We start from the raw sequence: 14,578 nt of genomic DNA on the forward strand, positions 1-14,578 counted from the left end.
CCGAGCACAACCGCCGGCCCGCTTCACGGGCGCGTGGCCGACGCCATACCGGCGGGTACGGCGACCCCGGCCGCCCGCTCGGCGATACCTGTAGCCTCTATGCCGATGTCCACGAAAGCTACGACCCCCACCACGACGACCGGTGATGACAGCGTTCCCGCCGCCACCAACGGCGCGGGCCGCGCGTTCGATCTACCGACGCGCACCCGGACGCTCACCGGGTGGGGTCGCACCGCACCAACATCCGCCGAAGTGCTCTCGACCAGCGATCCGGAGCTGATCGCCAAGGCCGTGGCCATGGTCGCCGAGGACAACGACGGCAAGCCCGCCCACCTGCGCCGCGGCGTCATCGCGCGCGGGCTCGGCCGCTCCTACGGCGACCACGCGCAGAACGGGGGCGGCCTCGTCGTCGACATGACCGCGCTCAACCGCATCCACCGCATCGACGGCGACACCCACATGGTCGACGTCGACGGTGGCGTGAGCCTGGACCAGCTGATGAAGGCGGCGCTGCCGTTCGGCCTGTGGGTCCCGGTGCTACCGGGCACCAGGCAGGTCACCATCGGCGGCGCCATCGCCTCCGACATCCACGGCAAGAACCATCACTCCGAAGGCAGCTTCGGCAATCACGTCCGCTCCATCGACCTGCTCACCGCCGACGGGCAGGTGCAGACCGTCTCGCCGAAGAAGAACGCGAAACTGTTCTGGGCGACGGTCGGCGGCAACGGCCTGACCGGCATCATCCTGCGCGCGACGATCGAGATGATTCCGACCGAGACCGCGTACTTCCTCAACGACGGCGTCAAGACCAGGACACTGGACGAGACCATCGCGGTGCACAGCGATGGGAGCGAGGCGAACTACACGTACTCGAGTGCGTGGTTCGACGTGATGAACCCGCTGCCCAAGCTCGGCCGGGCGTGCCTGACCCGTGGCCGCCTGGCGAAGGTCGACGAACTGCCCAAGAAGCTGCGCAAGAACCCGCTGAAGTTCGACGCACCGCAGCTGCTCACCGTGCCCAACATTTTCCCGAGCTGGACGGCCAACAAGCTGACCCTCGGCGCGGTCGGCGAGGCGTACTACGCCATGGGCGGTACCTACACCGGCAAGGTGCAGAACCTGACCCAGTTCTATCACCCGCTCGACATGGTGGCGGAGTGGAATCGGGCCTACGGCCCGGCCGGCTTCCTCCAGTACCAGTTCGTGGTGCCGACCGAGGCGGTCGAGGAGTTCAAGCGGATCATCATCGACATCCAGGCGTCCGGGCATATCTCCGCGCTCAACGTCTTCAAACTGTTCGGCCCCGGCAACCAGGCTCCGCTGAGCTTCCCGATGCCCGGCTGGAACATCTGCGTCGACTTCCCGATCCGGCCCGGCCTCAACGAGCTGGTCACCGAACTCGACAAGCGCGTCCTGGAATTCGGCGGGCGGCTCTACACCGCGAAGGATTCGCGCACCACCGCCGAGACCTTCCACAAGATGTACCCGCGCATCGACGAGTGGATCCAGATCCGCCGCAGTGTCGACCCCACAGGCGTTTTCATGTCCGATATGGCCAGGAGGCTGGAGCTCCAGTGATCAACGCAGTAGGCAACCCGCAGACCATCCTGCTGCTCGGCGGAACGTCGGAGATCGGGCTGGCGATCTGTGCCGAGTACCTGAAGAAGGGCGCCGCGCGGATCATCCTGGCCACCCTGCCGAACGATCCGCTGCGCGACACCGCGGTGGCGCAGATGAAGGCGGCCGGGGCCGAAAAGGTCGACGTCATCGATTTCGACGCGCTCGACACCGACAGCCACCCCAAGGTGATCGATCAGGCCTGGGACGGCGGCGACGTGGATGTCGCCATCGTCGCCTTCGGCGTTCTCGGTGATGCCGAACAGCTGTGGCAGAACCAGCGCAAGGCGGTGCAGGTCGTCGGCATCAACTACACCGCGGCGGTGTCGGTCGGCGTGCTGGTCGGCGAGAAGATGAAGGCGCAGGGCTACGGCCGCATCATCGCCATGTCCTCGGTCGCCGGCGAGCGGGTGCGCCGCTCCAACTTCGTCTACGGCTCCACCAAGGCCGGCCTGGACGGGTTCTACCTCGGCCTCGGCGAGGCGCTGCGCCCGTACGGCCCGCGCGTGCTCGTCATCCGGCCGGGCCAGGTGCGCACCACCACCACGCTCGAGCATTGGAAGGCGACCGGCGCCAAGGAAGCGCCGTTCACCGTCGACAAGGAAGAGGTCGCCGCCCTCGCGGTCGAGGCCTCGCAGAAGGGCAAGGAACTCATCTGGGCCCCCGGCCAGGTGCGCTACCTGATGTCGGTGCTGCGCCACATCCCGCGCCCGATCTTCCGCAAACTCCCGATGTGAGCGACTGATTCGGAGCCGGGTCGACTGCGGCCCCGGCTCCGATGCCGCCCGGTTTCACTGTCCTATTCGAGGCACATCGGATGATGACGCGGGCTCCACTAGGCTGGCCCGGACGTGCGGGCGGACGAGTAGGAGCCGGAGGTTGGGCGCGCCGATGACAACGAACGACGAAGTGCGGTCGGGGCAGTTGGTGCGCCGGATCGGGGGCGGGCTGGGGCAGGCGGCGGTGGCCACGCTGGTCGCGGCCGGTGTGTCGGCCATCGGGTTGTACGCGTTTTCGCTGGTGCAGTGGCCCGCGTTCAACTCCTCCAATGTGACTCGGGCGTTGACGACGGTCGGGCAGGTCGCTTCGGCCGTGCTGTTGGTCGCGTCGATCGTGCTGATCCGGCGCAAGAGCAAGCTCGGGCTGGCGAAACTGTTGTCGTGGGCGGGGATTTCGGCGTTCGTCACGGTGACGCTCGGCATGCCGCTGGCCGCGACGAAGCTGTACCTGTTCGGTGTCTCCGTCGACCAGGAGTTCCGGACCGAATACCTGACCAGGCTCACCGACAGCGCCGCGCTGCGGGATATGACCTACGCGGATCTGCCGCCGTTCTATCCGGCCGGATGGTTCTGGATCGGCGGCCGGGTGGCGAATGTGCTCGGCATGGACGGCTGGGAGGTCTTCAAGCCCTACGCCATCGCCTCGATCGCGGTGGCCGCGGTGATCTCGCTGGTGCTGTGGTCGGAGCTGATCCGCGCGGACTGGGCGGTCGCGGTGACGGCGGCGGTGACGGCGTTCGGCGTCGCCTATGCCTCACCGGAGGCCTACGGCGCCGTCATCGCGGTGCTGCTGCCGCCGGTGCTGGTGCTGGCCTGGGGTGCGCTGCATCGGCCCGCCGACCAGCGCGGCACCGCCGGGGGCTGGGGTGCGGTGATCGGCACCGGGTTGTTCCTCGGGGTGGCGGCGACGTTCTACACGCTGTATCTGGCGTTCGCGGCGTTCGCGGTGACGTTGATGGCGCTGGTCGCGGCGGGGTACGCGGTGTGGGCGCGGCGGGCGGAGGGGCGCTCACGGCGGCGTGCCGCTGTCGGAGCGCGGTCCGGCACTGACCTGAGTGTCGAGCCCAAAGGCGGGACGTGGCGGGCGGCGCTGGCTCCACTCGCGCGCCTCGTCGTCATCGGCGCGATCGCCGGGCTCATCGCACTCACCGTGTACCTGCCGTTCCTGCTGGAACTGCTCGGCGGGACCTGGCCGAGCGGCGGGACGGCGTTCCACTATCTGCCCGAAGCGGGCGCGGAGCTGCCGTTCCCGATGGTGGAGTTCTCGCTGCGCGGCGGGTTCTGTTTGATCGGCACGATCTGGCTGGTGCTGCGGGCCGGGTCGTCGCGGCGGGCGCAGGCGCTCGGGATCGGCGTGCTCGCGGTGTATCTGTGGTCGCTGCTGTCGATGCTGGCGACCGTCGCGGGGACGACGCTGCTGTCGTTCCGGCTGGAACCGATTCTGCTGGTGCTGCTGGCGGCGGCCGGGGCGTTCGGTTTCGTGGAGGGCGCGCGGGCGGCGTATCAGGCGTTCAACGAGCCGGAGCGGTTCCGGATCGTGGCGGTCGTGGTGGCGCTGGTCGGGGCGCTGGCCTTCACCCAGGACATTCCGCGGGTGCTGGCGCCGGAGATCACCACCGCCTACACCGATACCGATGGCGACGGCGTCCGCGCCGACCAGCGCGATCCGTCGGCGGTGGCCTATTACCGCGAGATCGACGCCGCGCTCACCGCGCAGACCGGGCGTCCCCGGTCGGAGACGGTGCTGCTCACCGCCGACACCAGCTTCCTCGCCTACTACCCGTACTTCGGTTTCCAGGGCCTGACCTCGCACTACGCCAACCCGCTCGCCGAATTCGCCGAACGCGCGGCGGCGATCGAAGCGTGGAGCGAGCTGGAATCACCGCAGGAACTGCTCGACGCGATGGCTGCGGCACCGTGGCGCGCCCCGGATGCGTTCCTGTTCCGGCGCAGCGGCGAGGACTACACGCTGAGGCTCGCAAAGGACGTCTATCCGAACGACCCGAATGTGAGCCGCTACACCGTCTCCTTCCCCAGCTCGCTGTTCGAGGATCCGCGCTTCACCAGCACCGATATCGGTCCGTTCACGCTGGTCACCGTCGCGCGGTGAGCTCGGCCGACCGGATCCGGCTTGTCAGCTCCGGTTCAGGGTGATTGGGTACGGTGGGCTGCTGATCAGCCGGGCACAAGGAGTGGTTTTACGTTTTGAGTGGGGAACCTGACGTCGAGCGGGGTGGATCGACGGCGGTGGACGTCGCGACGGACGGGCCTGCCACGGCCCAGCGACTCACCCCCGAACGAGCACGCCTGCGAGCGCGGCTACCGATACCGCGCCGGATACCGCGCGCCGACCTGCTGATCGGCACGAGCTACCTGTTGATCGCCGCCACCGTCCTGTCCGGGCAGTGGCGCGACACCAGCGGCTCGTACCTGATCAAGAGCGGCCAGGACCAGACCATGTGGGAATGGTTCTTCGCCGTCACCGCCCACTCGGTGGCCAACTTGCAGAACCCGCTCGGCACGCAGCTACAGAATTTCCCCGCCGGGGTGAACATGATGGCCAATACAGCCATGTTCGGCGTCGGCATCCCGCTGACGCCGGTCACCCTACTGTTCGGCCCGACGGTCACCTTCGTGCTCGTCCTCACCCTCGGCCTCGGCGGTACCGCGTTCGCCTGGTACTGGCTGTTCTCCCGGGAGCTGGTGAGCTCGCGCACCGCGGCCGTCATCGGCGGATTGTTCTGCGGGTTCGCGCCCGCCATGATCTCGCACGCCAACGCGCACCCGAACTTCGTGGTGCTGGTGCTGCTGCCGCTGATCGCCGCTCAGGTGATCCGGATGGCGCGGCGAGCGAGCGTGCCCGACCTGCCGCGGCCGCGCCGACGGGTGCGCGATGCGGTGATCCTCGGCCTGCTGGTGGCCATGCAGATCGCGCTCGGCGAGGAACCGCTGCTGATCTTCGCGCTGTCCTTCGCCGTCTTCGGCATCGGCTATTACCTGCGTGAACCGCGCGCCGGGCTGCGGGTCCTGCGACGGATCACGCCGACGGTCGCGCTGGCCGCGGTGATCACGCTGGTGCTCACCGAGATCCCGCTGTGGTGGCAGTTCTTCGGGCCGCAGAGCTACCGGTCCATCGACCACGGTCAGATGGGCAACGACCTCAAGACCATGACCCAGTTCCCGTCGGAATCGCTGGGCGGCATGTTCTCCCCCGGCCAGAGCGTGGCGATCAACCCGACCGAACAGAACGCCTACTTCGGCTGGCCGCTGCTGTTGCTGCTGCTGGCCACCGCCGCGCTGCTGTGGCGCGAACGGATGGTGCGGGCGGCGGCGGGCGTCATCGTGGTGTTCGGGGTGCTGTCGCTGGGGTCGGAGGCGAAGTTCGGCAAGGAACCCACCGGCATCGTCCTGCCGTGGCGGCTGCTGGAATCGGTGCCGCTGGTCAATTCCATGCTGGAATCCCGGCTCACCATGGCCGCGATCCCGGCCATCGCGGTGATCCTGGCGCTGGCCACCGAACGGGCCGTCGCGCTGTGGAAGGAGTCGGCGGTCGACCCCAAGCCGCTCGGCTGGTTCGCCGCGCTGGCCTTCGCGCTGCTGCCGCTGGTGCCGACGATCCTGCCGGTGGCCGAGCGGCACGAGACACCGGAGTTCTTCGCCTCCGGCACCGTCGATCAATACGTCGACCACGGTTCGGTGGTGGTGGTGCCGCCGCCGCGCCCACCCGACGCGCGGGCGCTGCGCTGGCAGGCCGACGCGGGCTTCACCTTCCCGCTCGCCGGCGGCTATTTCGTCGGCCCCACGGGCGCGGACAAGAAGGGCATATACGGTCCCGCCGCGCGGGCAACGGCATCGCTGCTGGTCAAGGCGCAGGACACCGGTGAGGTCCCGGCGATCGACGCCGACGACCGCGCGGCCGCCCTGGCCGACCTGCGGTATTGGCAGGCCGACGTGGTGGTGCTGCCGCGCACCACCAACGCCACGACCTTGCGTCAGACGATGACCGAACTGCTCGGCACCGGACCGGTCCGGGTGCAGGACGTCTGGGTGTGGGACGTGCGGACGCTGCGCTAGTTTCGGCTCCCCCGGCCCGGCAGGGCGTGGGCTGCTGCATGCCGGCGCATCAGTAAGTCGAATGATCGGCTTCCCCGGCCGGACAGGGCGTGGGCCGCGTCCGGCGCCGCCGGTTAGAGTCGAGTCCCGTGCGACCGGACCGATCTCCCAGAGCGTTCAACCGTCTCCGCCTGATCGCCCTCGTCTCCGGATTTCTCGGATTCGTGCTGGCGTTGCTGACCCCGCTGCTGCCGGTGCGTCAGGACCAGGCGGTGCTCGACTGGCCGCAGGCCGGGCAGACGAGCGTCGAAGCGCCACTGGTGAGTTACGAGCCGCTGCGCCTGGACCTCACGGTGCCGTGCCCGGTGCTGCGCGACGCGACGGGCACGCTGGTCTCCACCATCCCGATGGAATCGGATCAGGCCTCCGCCAAGGGGCTGATCGTGGCGGTGCGCGACGGTTCGCTGTCGGTGCTGCTGCGTGATGTGCCGTTGCTGTCGGCGCCGGTGGCCGAGATCGGCGACTGCGAGGCGGTGCGCGTCGTCTCGGAGGCCGCGGCCACCAGCGCGGAGATCGTCGGGGTGAATCGGGCGGACGGAACACCGTTCCGCACCACCGTCACTCGCGATATCCGGCCGCAGATGGTCGGCGTGTTCACCGAATTGGCGCAGGATCGGCTCGACGGCATCCGGTTGCACGCCGACATCGATTCGCGGTTCAGCTCCTCGCCGACCGTGTTGAAGCTCGCCGCGATGATCATCGCGGTGCTGAGCACCATCGTCGCGCTGATCGCGCTGCATCTGCTCGACACCTCCGACGGCAGGCGCGCGCGCCGCTTCCTGCCCGCGCACTGGTGGCGGTTCACCCTCGCTGACGGGGCGGTGCTCGGCACGCTGGCGCTCTGGCACGTCATCGGCGCGAACACTTCCGACGACGGCTACATCCTGAACATGGCGCGCGCCTCCGAGCACGCCGGCTACATGGCCAACTACTACCGCTGGTTCGGCGTGCCGGAGGCGCCGTTCGGCTGGTCCTACGAGGTGCTGTCGTGGATGACACGGGTCTCCGATGCCAGCCCGTGGATGCGGCTGCCCGCGCTGCTGGCCGGCGTCGTGTGCTGGCTGGTGATCAGCCGCGAGGTGCTGCCCCGGCTGGGTGCCAGAGTGCGCCGCAACAAGGTGGCGTTGTGGACGGCCGGGCTGGTGTTCCTGGCGTTCTGGCTGCCCTACGACAACGGTCTGCGGCCCGAACCGCTGATCGCCGCCGGTGCGCTGCTCACCTGGTGCTCGATCGAGCGGGCCATCGCGACATCACGGCTGCTGCCCGCGGCGATCGGCATTCTCATCGCAGCGTTCTCGCTGGCTGCCGGGCCGACCGGGTTGATCTGTATCGCGGCGTTGATCGCGGGGTCGCGGCCGGTGTTGCAGGTGATCGTGAAGCGGGCGCGGGGTGAGGTTGCGACGCAGTCGATCCTCGCCGAGACTCGGGCGCAGGTGCGGGCAGGCGCCGGCGAGGCTCGGCCGGGCGACGCCGCGAGCGCGGTAGACGAGACTCGATCGGAAGGCGGGGCTCCCTCGGACGGCGGCGCCGAGACCCCCACAAAGGCCGACGGCGCCGTCCCCCATCGACCTGACAGCCCGGTTCGGGATGCCGATGCGAAACTCGTTGATCGCCCGCGTGGTTCGCTCGCCAGCGGAATCTTCCGCTATGCGGCCCTGCTCGCTCCCGGCATCGCCGCCGGAACCCTCGTACTGGTCGTGATCTTCGCCGACCAAACCCTTGCCACCGTCATGGAAGCCACCCGGGTCCGCACCATCGTCGGGCCGAATGTGGCCTGGTTCGACGAACGCACCCGCTGGGATTCGCTGCTCATGCTGGCGCCGGACGGTTCGCTGTCGCGGCGGTTCGGTGTGCTGCTGATGCTGCTGTGCCTGCTGGTGTGTGTGCTGCAAGTGCTGCGCAAGGGCCGCATTCCCGGCACCTCGCGCGGGCCGTCGGTGCGCATTCTCGGCATCGTGTTCGCCTCGCTGCTGCTGATGATGTGGACGCCGACCAAGTGGACCCATCACTTCGGCGTGTACGCCGGACTGGCCGGGTCGCTGGCCGCGCTGGCGGCGGTCGCGGTGGGCGTCAACGGGATTCGCTCGGCCCGCAACCGGGCGCTGTTCGCGGCGGCGGTGCTGTTCCTGCTCGCGATCACGTTCACCGGGTCCAATGGCTGGTGGTACGTGTCCAGTTACGGTGTCCCGTGGTGGGACAAGGCGCCGCTGGTGGCGGGCAAGGGTGTGTCGACGCTGTTCCTCGGGCTCAGTGTGCTGGCGCTGCTGGTCGCACTGTGGCTGCACTACCGGCAGCCGTATCGGCGGGCCGGTGCTTCGCGGTGGGGCCGATACGCCTCCGCCCCGTTGACGATCGCCGCCGCGCTGATGGTGATCTTCGAGGTGGCGTCGCTGGCCAAGGCCGCGGTCTCCCAGTATCCGGCGTACTCGGTCGCGAAATCCAATGTGCGCTCGCTGGCCGGTGAGCCGTGCGCGCTGGCGGATTCGGTGCTGGTGGAAACGAATACCGCCGATTCCCTGCTGCTGCCGTACGAGGGTGATCCCGCCGACGGTCTCGTCTCCCGCGAATCCGGCGTGGAGACAGTCGGATTCACACCCGACGGTGTCGCCGACGATCTCACCGCCGACGCCGAGGAAGTCGCCGGGGGCGGCGCCAACACCGTCGAATCCGATAACGACAACAAGACCAGCGATACCACCGGCGCCGGCACCGGCGGCGGCACCACGGCGCAGGCCGGCATCAACGGCTCGACGGTCGCACTCCCGTTCGGCCTCGACCCCGCCCGGACCCCGGTGCTCGGCAGCTACACCGACGACGACCAGAAGCAGGCGAAGCTCACCACCCAGTGGTATCGCCTCGACCTGTCCGACTCCATGCGCGACGACCCCGCCTACCGGGTGCTCGCCATCACCGCGGCCGGCCGCATCCGCTCCGTCGACGCCGACGGCGTGCTCACCTACGGCCAGGACCTGGTGCTGGAGTACGGAACCCGCGCCGCCGACGGCACCATGACCGTCCTCGGCGCGATCACCCCGACCGATATCGGACCGGCGCCGTCCTGGCGCAACCTGCGGGTGCCGCTGGATCAGCTGCCCGCCGAGGTGAACGCGGTGCGCCTGGTCGCCACCGACAACGACATCACCCAACGCCAATGGCTGGCCATCACCCCGCCCCGCCTGCCGCGCCTGGCCACCCTCGATTCGGTCGTCGGCCACACCGACCCGGTCCTGCTGGACTGGCACGTCGGCCTCGCCTTCCCCTGCCAACGCCCCTTCGACCACCGCTACGGCGTGGCCGAGGTCCCCCGCTGGCGCATCCTGCCCGACCGCGTCGGCTCGGATGCCTCCAACGCCTGGCAGGACGACATCGGCGGCGGGCCGTTGGGCTGGACCGAACTGCTGCTGCAAGCCGAGACCGTCCCGACCTATCTGAACGACGACTGGGGCCGCGACTGGGGTTCTTTGGAACAGTTCACTCCCTACGATCCGAATGCCGTCCCGGCCGAACTGAATGTCACCACGGTGACCCGCTCCGGCCTGGCCGAGGACTCCCCGATCCGGATCAGATGACCCGAGGGAGTTCCTCACGCCACACGGCATTGCCGTAGTAGTGGTTGTCGAAAGCAGCACAGCACGGCACTACCACGCATTTCGCGTGGAAATCAGGCCGCAGTGGGCGTCGGCGGAGCGTGCTCACACGTCCGATGCCTGCGACGGTCGCGGGATCGCTCATTGCGCAGGTGGATTCGTGAGAGTACTTCGGCGAGCAGTTCGTTGGCGTGGTGCCGGTGATTGATGCGCGGCTTCTGTTGCGGGTCGATGTGGGGTGGTGCGATCCAGGCGGTGCGGCCGGCGTGGGATGAGCAGGGGCCTTCGGTGCGGGTTTTCCATCCCCCAGGGCCGTCGTGAATGAGGGCGTGGCAGTTGTCGCAGGCGAGGGTGAGGTTGTTGACGTCGGTGGTGCCGCCCTTGCGGTAGTCGAGGACGTGGTGGACCGCGCACAGGCTGGCGGGTGCGTCGCATCCGGGCCGTGAGCAGCCGTGCAGCGCGGCGATCAACGCAAGCCGTTGCGCGCGGGAGGCGAGGCGTTTGCTGCGACCCAGGTGCAGCGGCAGCCCGGCGTGATCGAACACCGCCAGGAACGGCAGCGACCGCTGCGCCATGACCAGCGCGTCACGCATCGGGACGGTGCCGCCGGTCGCGGTTGTGGCGACCCCGGATGCGGTCTCGATGTCGTCGACGGTGAGGGTCAGCACGGTGGTGACCGGAACGCCCCGGTGGGAACCGAGCCGCTCGGCGATGATCCCGGATTCCAGCAGTGCCCGGACCGCGTCGTGATTGCGTTGCGCGGTCGAGCGGTGATCGCGGCCCGCCGCTTCGGCCAGCACAGCCGGATCCACGTGATCACTATCGGTGACCGGGCTCTCCGGATCATCCGGGTTACACATGCCCGGGCGGGCGAACTTGGCCAGCAACGGATCGAGCAATGCCCGCAGTACCGGATCAATGTCACCACGAATGGGGCTCATCCCGTCGGCGCGTTGACGCCCGATCGTAATGCCCCGCATCCGGGCCCGGTCATTGTCGGTGGTGAGGCGCCCATCGGGATCGAGGTGGGCCAGAATGCGGTCACCGACCTTGCCGATGTCATCCGGAGAACCGGCGCGGGCGAAGTCGGTCAAGATCTGCTCGGCGGCCTCACGTTCCTCTCGCGAAACCCCGTTCGGAACCTTGTGCAGTACGTTCGCAATGCCACGAGCGTGGTCGGCGGAGATGTCTCCTGATATCAAAGCCTGTGCGGTGTGCGGCATCCGGGGGTCGACCGGGTCGCCGCCCATGTCGTGGAATGTCGCCACCTGCACCGCTTGATGCACCCGGGCACCCGCATCTGCGCTGGCCAGCCGCAGGGTCTCCATCAGGAACCGCTTCAACGACTTCGACCCCGCCCGCGCCGGTAATGACCGTTCCCCTGCCTCGACCAGCAGGCGATGCTGCACCGCGGTCAGCATCCGCGCGCACCGCTCCACCTGCTGCATCACGGCGACGACCCCGTCATCGGTTAACGGCGTAAGCGGCGACTCGAGCAGCGAGACCACCGCAGCATGCAATGCCGCTACACCAGCCTCGGTTTCCCCCTCGCTCGAAAGCATGTTCGAATGCTATCGCACATCAGCGCCCACCACCAGGGAAAACAGGATCTGAACTGCACGTATTCACACTGGACAAGCGACCGGAACGAGGGAGGTGTACCCGCCTCAGCGCTGCCCGAGCCCCGCCCTCCGAGCCAGTGCGCCAGCTGTCGCATCCACGGTCGCGGCTTTGAGCTTGGTGTCGTGATGATTGATATCGATCAAGTACCGACCAGCTGCCGGATGATCGTCGCGGACATCGATCCAGCTCAGGTAGATCGGTGGCTGTGGTCGGTTTGCTTGCAGGTGAGTCATTACCTTGAGGTAGCCTTCGGCGCTACGTGGCGCCCGGAGCAGAGCACGTATGCGCTCCTCGACGGGCAGCTCGTCATTGCGGGATCGCCCCCAGGAGCTCGGCGGCTCCTCACCACGGACGCGCGGCGTGTAGCCGACCATGTCGCCTGCCGCACCGGGCTGTGCCGGTGGCAGTGTCGCGGCGAACTGCTTCGGTAGGCTCTCGCGGCTGGTAACGACGAGCTGGATGTCACCACCGAACTCTGGTGACGCGCCCGACTTCTGGAAAAGGATGACACCGAGCTCGCCGGATAGCGCACCGACTGAACGCGCACGCTTGTTCGAACGGTGCGAATGGCCCGCACAGATGATCCGGAGCTCGGGATCCGCCAGGACGCGCAAGGGTCCTGTGAGGTCCGGGTCGCCAAACCGTGGGTAGCGGGCTTTGATCGGCTCGACGATCCGGGCGTATTCGTCCTCGGTCGTGGCGGATTCGATGATGCTGATCGGGTCCGGGTACTGGTCGAGCCCGGTTTCACCCCATACCCAGGCGAATTCATCGGGGGTGAACACCCACTTCGTTCTGGTCACGGCCGGCGGGCGCCCTCGGTTGGTTCGTCCATCATCGGACCCACGCCCGACACGGTGAAGATCTCAGGCTCAGCGGCCGCTTCCCCGCGAGCAGAATCGGAGTCATCCTTCATCGGGCCGACACCGGATACTGTGAATGGCGCGTCCGCGGCCGTATTCGACGCCGACGGAGGGTCATCCATCATCGGTCCAGTACCAGAGACGGTGAATATCTCCGGCACTACGGAAGGCGGCGTGGCGGTTGGCTCGTCCATCATCGGCCCGGCACCTGAGACCGTGAACACCTCAGGAGGTTCTGATGCGCTCGACGGCGCTGTACTCGCAACGTTCGACGCAGCGGCTTGACCGGAGGTATCGCTAAGCACGGGAGCACTACTGCCGGTGGGGTCGTCGGAGCCAAAATCGAGATCCCAATCAGCCTCTGGGGCAGTAGTTCCCGATCCAGGCGCGACTCCCGTCTGCGAAACGGGCGTGTTCGTATCAGGCGCCTGCCATGACGCGGCCTGGGTGGACGGTACTTCCTGCGGGCGGTAGTCGGCTGCAACGTAGGTAGACGAGTCGAACTCCGGCTCGAGACCTTCGCCGATGACACCTACCGGACTACCGAGTCCTTCTGTCCACTCGTCGGATACTCCGCGCAGATAGTCCGGGGCGGAGTGCTCGGACTCGTTCTCGCTGTTGCTGTCGCGGCGCCCGCCCGGCGCCATCGGGGCCATCGGCATTCCCCGGCCTCCGGCACCCGGCCGCGATCCCGCACCCGCTGCTCCCGGTGCGAGGCCGGTGCCCGCGCCCGGCGCGCCTGGTCGTGACGAGCCAGGGCCGCCACCGTCCGCAAGTGAGCGACCTGCTCGATCCGAACCATCCAGACCCGGGCCCGATCCGCCCGGTCCCGAGCTGCCCAAACCGGCCGAATTGGGTGACGACGTCGCGTTTGGGCCGACGCCCGCGGCAGTGGTCGACGCAGGTGTCGTACCGTCGGCGCCGGGCAGCAACCCCTCCGGCAGGCCCAAACCCTCTGGTAGCCCCAAGCCCTCCAACCCGGTCTTCGGCAGTCCCTGAACAGGTTCCGGAGTTGATTGCGCAGGTGGAACACCGGCGCCAGGTTGCCCCGTGTCACCGCCCGGCGGCGCACCACCCGGACCACCGGGGCCGTTCGGCCAGCCGCTGTTCGGGTTCCCGCTGGACGAGCCGTCCCCGCCACCGATCTGGGGAACCTCGATGTAGGTGGGCACGCCGGACCCTGCGGGCGGAAAGTTCGGTTTGTACAGGGTGTTCATCACCCGAACGGCCTCTTGACGCGCGAGTTCCCTTGCCGCGCGGTCGCTATCGGCGTACTCGGGACTGATCAATCCAGGCGCTGCGGATTCATCTCGGTTGTCAGGATCAGGCAGCGGATTGGTGGATGCCGGCGGTGGCTGGATCGCGGTCCGCACCGCCTCGGCCGCCCATGCCAACGCATCGAGCCGTGAGTTCACGGAGCTGAACACTTGACCGATCTGATTCACGCCGTTCGCGAACAGTGTTGATGCAGTCTCGGCGGCGTCGGCGCTGGCCCCTTGCCATTCGCCAGAACCAAAGATCCGATTCATGGCCATCTTGTTGAACATCGCGAGGTTCAGCAGGTCGGCAGAGCATTCGTTCCACACCCGCTGAAGAGTCCGCATGCCAGCCGCATCGATACCACCGGGTCCGTGCACGGCCTGGTACATCGCCGCATGAGTCATGCCCTCGAAGTGCTCGATTGTGCTCACGTAGTCCGGGTCGTTGCCTGCACCCAAATCAGCAAGATTCGCGTCATAGGACGCCGCCCGCCCCAGTGAGGCGGCAGCGCGACCGGCAGCGTCCTGGGACTCTTTCGAGACGATCAGTTCCTGGAACCCCGGAATCGGGATCGAACTCGCTGGTGGTAGCTGCGGCCCCGCGCCATCCTGCCCGCCCATCGCGGCCCCCTTCGCATCCCCTTCACACACTGCCGGACAACTGCGCTCCGACTCGGCACATTAACACGCGGTGGCGGGTGGCCGCCGCGCGTCGGCGCCGTCTGGCACCCGTGGGC

General features: G+C 68.2%; 8 protein-coding genes. 5 read left to right on the forward strand and 3 right to left on the reverse strand.

What is annotated here, in order from left to right; all coding sequences use genetic code 11:
* Positions 1–99: 99 nt before the first annotated feature.
* From FEK34_RS11515 to FEK34_RS11535, 5 genes are all read left to right on the forward strand, one after another.
* Positions 100–1,578, forward strand: coding sequence for an FAD-binding oxidoreductase (locus FEK34_RS11515; RefSeq protein WP_138447832.1), 1,479 nt, complete (start codon positions 100–102; stop codon positions 1,576–1,578).
* On the forward strand, positions 1,575–2,354 hold the full coding sequence (locus tag FEK34_RS11520) for a decaprenylphospho-beta-D-erythro-pentofuranosid-2-ulose 2-reductase (RefSeq protein WP_138447833.1): 780 nt from the start codon (positions 1,575–1,577) through the stop codon (positions 2,352–2,354). The genes FEK34_RS11515 and FEK34_RS11520 overlap by 4 nt, the downstream gene beginning before the upstream one ends.
* A 154-nt stretch (positions 2,355–2,508) precedes the next feature.
* Positions 2,509–4,506 (forward strand): galactan 5-O-arabinofuranosyltransferase, encoded by a 1,998-nt coding sequence (locus tag FEK34_RS11525; protein WP_212748741.1) that lies wholly within the window; start codon positions 2,509–2,511, stop codon positions 4,504–4,506.
* Between the two features lie 95 nt (positions 4,507–4,601).
* Positions 4,602–6,470, forward strand: a complete 1,869-nt coding sequence (locus tag FEK34_RS11530; RefSeq protein WP_249359003.1) for a glycosyl transferase — start codon at positions 4,602–4,604, stop codon at positions 6,468–6,470.
* Positions 6,471–6,598: 128 nt separating this feature from the next.
* Positions 6,599–10,078: an arabinosyltransferase domain-containing protein gene (locus tag FEK34_RS11535; protein WP_212748742.1), complete on the forward strand. Its 3,480-nt coding sequence runs from the start codon at positions 6,599–6,601 to the stop codon at positions 10,076–10,078.
* Between the two features lie 92 nt (positions 10,079–10,170).
* Here FEK34_RS11535 and FEK34_RS11540 read toward each other — a convergent pair whose 3' ends face one another.
* From FEK34_RS11540 to FEK34_RS31130, 3 genes are all read right to left on the reverse strand, one after another.
* Positions 10,171–11,658: an HNH endonuclease signature motif containing protein gene (locus FEK34_RS11540; RefSeq protein WP_138447834.1), complete on the reverse strand. Its 1,488-nt coding sequence runs from the start codon at positions 11,656–11,658 to the stop codon at positions 10,171–10,173.
* Positions 11,659–11,763: 105 nt separating this feature from the next.
* Complete coding sequence (locus FEK34_RS11545) at positions 11,764–12,504, reverse strand: ESX secretion-associated protein EspG (RefSeq protein WP_171048147.1); 741 nt, start codon at positions 12,502–12,504, stop codon at positions 11,764–11,766.
* 14 nt (positions 12,505–12,518) lie between these two features.
* Complete coding sequence (locus FEK34_RS31130; protein ID WP_138447836.1) at positions 12,519–14,462, reverse strand: hypothetical protein; 1,944 nt, start codon at positions 14,460–14,462, stop codon at positions 12,519–12,521.
* Positions 14,463–14,578 lie beyond the last annotated feature (116 nt).

The sequence above is a fragment of the Nocardia cyriacigeorgica genome, from assembly GCF_005863245.1.
Lineage (GTDB): Bacteria > Actinomycetota > Actinomycetes > Mycobacteriales > Mycobacteriaceae > Nocardia > Nocardia cyriacigeorgica_C.